General features: G+C 48.0%; 5 protein-coding genes, 1 tRNA gene and 1 other RNA gene. 2 read left to right on the forward strand and 5 right to left on the reverse strand.

Translation table 11 applies throughout. The features are described 5' to 3' along the window. Positions 1-327 precede the first annotated feature (327 nt). Both HWQ67_RS14040 and HWQ67_RS14045 read left to right on the forward strand, forming a co-directional pair. Positions 328-627 (forward strand): hypothetical protein, encoded by a 300-nt coding sequence (locus HWQ67_RS14040; RefSeq protein WP_218253318.1) that lies wholly within the window; start codon positions 328-330, stop codon positions 625-627. Between the two features lie 80 nt (positions 628-707). Then, positions 708-1241, forward strand: coding sequence for a hypothetical protein (locus HWQ67_RS14045; protein ID WP_218253319.1), 534 nt, complete (start codon positions 708-710; stop codon positions 1239-1241). A gap of 242 nt (positions 1242-1483) precedes the next feature. On the opposite strand, the gene rnpB is transcribed toward HWQ67_RS14045, so the two are convergent. The 5 genes from rnpB to HWQ67_RS14070 all read right to left on the reverse strand — a co-directional run. After that, positions 1484-1865, reverse strand: an RNA gene (gene rnpB, locus HWQ67_RS14050) — RNase P RNA component class A. Beyond that, a complete protein-coding gene (locus tag HWQ67_RS14055; protein ID WP_218253320.1) occupies positions 1864-2628 on the reverse strand; it encodes a zinc ribbon domain-containing protein in 765 nt (254 codons plus the stop codon). Before HWQ67_RS14055 ends, rnpB begins: the two co-directional genes overlap by 2 nt. Positions 2629-2725: 97 nt before the next feature. Next, a tRNA-Ile gene (locus HWQ67_RS14060) sits at positions 2726-2798 on the reverse strand. A 151-nt stretch (positions 2799-2949) separates the two neighbouring features. Then, positions 2950-3471 carry a Uma2 family endonuclease gene (locus HWQ67_RS14065; protein ID WP_218253321.1) on the reverse strand — a complete coding sequence of 174 codons (522 nt, stop codon included), beginning with the start codon at positions 3469-3471 and terminating at the stop codon, positions 2950-2952. A 41-nt stretch (positions 3472-3512) separates the two neighbouring features. After that, positions 3513-3885, reverse strand: a 373-nt coding sequence (locus HWQ67_RS14070; protein WP_218253322.1) for a Uma2 family endonuclease, incomplete at its 5' end; no start/stop codon positions are given.

A 3885-nucleotide genomic window follows, 5' to 3' on the forward strand; every position in this document is an offset into this window, starting at 1 on the left:
GGGGCGGCTCCGCTTCTTTGTCGCTCCAGGACGCTCCTGGCCCCCTTCAGAACCCCCCGCAAGGGGACCAGTCCCCCACTGAGCCGGGGGTCGCTGACCCCTTGACCCCATTATACCTTGTTTACACCCGAATTTTGCGCCTAATACTTAACTATATTAGCAGAAGGCTTTTTTATATTTCAAGTAATGCCTCTGTAACGTATCTGTAACGGGTACCATGTTAATCTAAAATCAAGCTGATAGTTGAGGTTGGCTTGGATGGTAAAACGCTGACTGGTTCTTTGAATCTTAGGTGTTTACGATACATCACTGTATGGAGGGTATAGTATGGAAGGAGTATATGTAGGGGAGTTTAGAGATAACATGGCTGATGGGCATGGAATATTGATGTCGTCCAGGGGGATTGTTTATATAGGTCAGTTTAAGGATGGCAACGTTATTGGAGATGGTCATTTGATTTTTACTAACAGGGGGTCAGATAAGACTGACAATGTTGTTAAGTTAAGAGACATTCCAAATAATATGGCAGGAACAGACTACTTTGTCGTTATGGACATAGTGTTGTTTGTTGCTACTTTGATAATGTTTTGCATCATGTTTTTTAAGTGTATGGCATGTTTTGTATAGGATGTGCGTTTAGAACGTAAAACGTTGACTGATTCTTTGAATGAGGCGTTTACGATGTGTCACTATATGGAGGATTTACCATGAAAAGAGTTTGGATGAGTGTGTCAATGAGTTTTGCCTTGATGTTCCTTTTGGCGGGAGTATCGTTTGGGGCATCAATCACGGGAGAGGTAATGTTTATTAACAAGGAAAATGGAGCGTTTTCGGTAAAAAGCAAAGATGTCGAACTGAGCTTTAACACCAGCACCTCGATGATCAGGGACTTTAATGCAGGCGATGTTGTTAATGTGGATTATGCCATTGAAAGTGACCATACGAAGGTGCTCTCCGTATCGGCCAACATTATCACAAGGTATATCCGTTCCTTCACTTCCGACGAGTTAGGGAGAAAAAGCGACATGAGACAAATCTATGGACAGGTTGTGTCAGTGGATGGAGCAAAGGGGTTCCTGGTTGTCAAGGCCGATGGAATTGAGGCACCTTTTAAATGTCCCAAATCCATGTTATCCGGCGTTGAGGTTGATAACACGGTAAATGTCAACTATGTCGTAGAAAATGGAAAGGCACGTGTAAGCAATATAAGCGTGAAAAAAGATACCGCTTTGGTCTATTAGGACACTTCTCACCGCAACCTGTACCCAATGGCTGTAGCCCGCCTGATTGGGTGGGCACCGTTGGGAGGGAGTGGTACACGGTTAAAAGGCATGGCCCTGTTCAAGTCAGGGACATGTTTCGCAGGAATGACAGCTACAGCCGTTTTCCAAGTGTGTATATCCTGGCTTGACCAGGAATCCAGGATGCGCAAAAGCATAGTTACCATAGAAACATAAAGAAGATACCATACGATCAACATGCGTTATAAAGCAGACCGTAAGCCGAGTTCTGTGTTATGCGACCATTCGTCTGAGGCGAGCGATATTGCTATCGGCCTTGTGCGGTTGCTACCCGTTTCACCTTGCCGGCGTTCCGGCAACAGAGTGGGCACTCTGCGGTGGGGTGAAACCTATTCAACCTTTCTCCGGACGGGGTTTACCTCTCCCCTGTGTCGCCACAGGGAACAGTAAGCTCTTACCTCACTATTTCACCCTTACCCACGGTGGAAGTGTGGTTTGTGGGCGGTGTATTTTCTGTGGCACTTTCCCTGGGGTCACCCCCGGTTGCCGTTAACAACCGTCCTGCCCTATGGAGCTCGGACTTTCCTCCCCTGCCTTGACAAGGGCAGCCGCATGGTCTGCTTTATAACGCCTGCTGATGTATATGCTCACCCCTTTCGAGTTCTTCCTGTTCCAGTTCTTTGCCGTCGTCATAGTACATGATCCTGCCACACTGGGGACACGTGATTATACGATCGTTTCTCATCACCTCTACAAACAATTGCGGCGGTATGTTCATGTAACACCCAAGACACACCTCCTTGTCTGCCTTGACTACGGCAAGGGAGTTTTTGCGCTGCAACAGATACATGTACTTATCATACACTGGCTTATTCAGGTGCTTTATGAGGTCATCACGTTTTGCGGTGAGTGTTTGCAGCTCTTTTTCGACGATCTGAACTTCTTTTGTGACGGCAGTGCGTTTTTCTTCTATCTTACCTGTCTCTATATTCAACCGATTTTGGGCACTTTTCAGGGCCTTCTCCGTAACATCCGCCCTCTCCATCAGGAGCAGGATTTCGTCCTCTATTGTCCGCTTTTCCCTCTCTACCTGTTCAACTTCCTTCAGACGAGACTGGTACTCTTTGTTGGTTTTTATGTCGTTTGTTTTTTCCTTGAGTTTTTTTATTCTGTCAACTTTCTCTGCAACCAGACGTTCAAATTCGCTGCGTTTCTTTGCCGTTGCATCCAGTTCAGCCTTCAACCGGTCAAAATCGACCTTTGCCTCTTTGTATGATTGGTCAAAGGTGTTTAACTCACGAGGTAGATTCTGTGTCTTGGTCTTGAGTCTGAGTATCTCCGTATCTAAAACCTGAATGTCCTTTAGGAGACTGAGCTCCTTTATCATATGTCTGCCTCCTGTATGCCCCCAAATAATCCTGCCCTTTATGTTATTTGCACACCCTCACCCCCAACTATTACACTGCCAATGAGTCTTAGAAAAATGGGCCCACCAGGACTCGAACCTGGGACCAACCGGTTATGAGCCGGTAGCTCTACCAACTGAGCTATGGGCCCTCACTGCTGCCGCCGACTCCGATACTCCGGTTGCCGACGCTGCAGCGCTTGCATCTATATAGTAACCTCTGCCAGTGCAATAGGTCAAGGGGGGTGGAAAATTTATTTGTAGCTGCCTCAATAGTCTGCCCCTCTGCCCTGCTAAAGTGCATTACCTAAAGATGTTAGCAATTGCCACCTCAAACCCCTCCAGCACCCTTGACCTTACCGTCCCCTCCCCCTCGGCAACGGAAAACAATCCGTACCGGCCACCATCAAGCACAAAGACCTCTATACACTCAAGTTCGGCAAACACGAGCCAATACTCCTCAACCCCATAGTGCTCATATATGTCCTTCTTTGTCACCGTGTCCCTTGCAACAGACCCCCGTGACACCACCTCGACGACCAGGTCGGGTACACCACGTATCCAGTCCTGCGCTATTGACAGGTTCTCCTTCCTGATAAATATGATATCGGGCTGGAGTCTGTTCATGCCCTCTTCAAGGATCACGTCAAGGGGGGCAATATCAACCTCTCCAAATCCCCTCTCTTTTGCATAACTGCCCATTGCATAAGACAACTCAAAGACAACCCGCTGGTGCGCTCTCAATGGACTAGGCCCCATAACTTCCTCCCCGTTTATTATCTCCGTCAAGTCAAAATCCGACTCGTATAGCAATGCACTATTCATCGTAGCATTCCACAGGCTGTTGTTCTCCTCTCTCCGCCCTGCTAAAGCGCACTGCCAAATATTTTGCCAATTGCCACCTCAAACCCCTCCAGCACCCTTGACCTTACCGTCCCCTCCCCTTCGGCAACGGAAAACAACCCGTACCGGCCACCATCAAGCACAAAGACCTCTACACACTCAAGGTCGGCAAACACGAGCCAATACTCCTCAACCCCATAGCGCTCGTATACCTCTTTTTTTGTCACCGTGTCCCTTGCAACAGACCCCTTTGACACCACCTCGACGACCAGGTCGGGTACACCACGTATCCAGTCCTGCGCTATTGACAGGTTCTCCTTCCTGATAAATATGATATCGGGCTGGAGCCTGTTCATGCCCTCTTCAAATATCACGTCAAGCGGAGAGATGTTGGCC

It is taken from the genome of Candidatus Magnetobacterium casense, from assembly GCF_019173545.1.
Classification (GTDB): Bacteria; Nitrospirota; Thermodesulfovibrionia; order Thermodesulfovibrionales; family Magnetobacteriaceae; genus Magnetobacterium; species Magnetobacterium cryptolimnobacter.

What these genes read in the sequence shown, in the direction of transcription:
- HWQ67_RS14045 (WP_218253319.1), top strand. Translation starts at nt 708, where the DNA reads ATGAAAAGAGTTTGGATGAGTGTGTCAATGAGTTTTGCCTTGATGTTC.
- HWQ67_RS14055 (WP_218253320.1), bottom strand. Translation starts at nt 2,628, where the DNA reads ATGATAAAGGAGCTCAGTCTCCTAAAGGACATTCAGGTTTTAGATACG.
- HWQ67_RS14065 (WP_218253321.1), bottom strand. Translation starts at nt 3,471, where the DNA reads ATGAATAGTGCATTGCTATACGAGTCGGATTTTGACTTGACGGAGATA.
- HWQ67_RS14040 (WP_218253318.1), top strand. Translation starts at nt 328, where the DNA reads ATGGAAGGAGTATATGTAGGGGAGTTTAGAGATAACATGGCTGATGGG.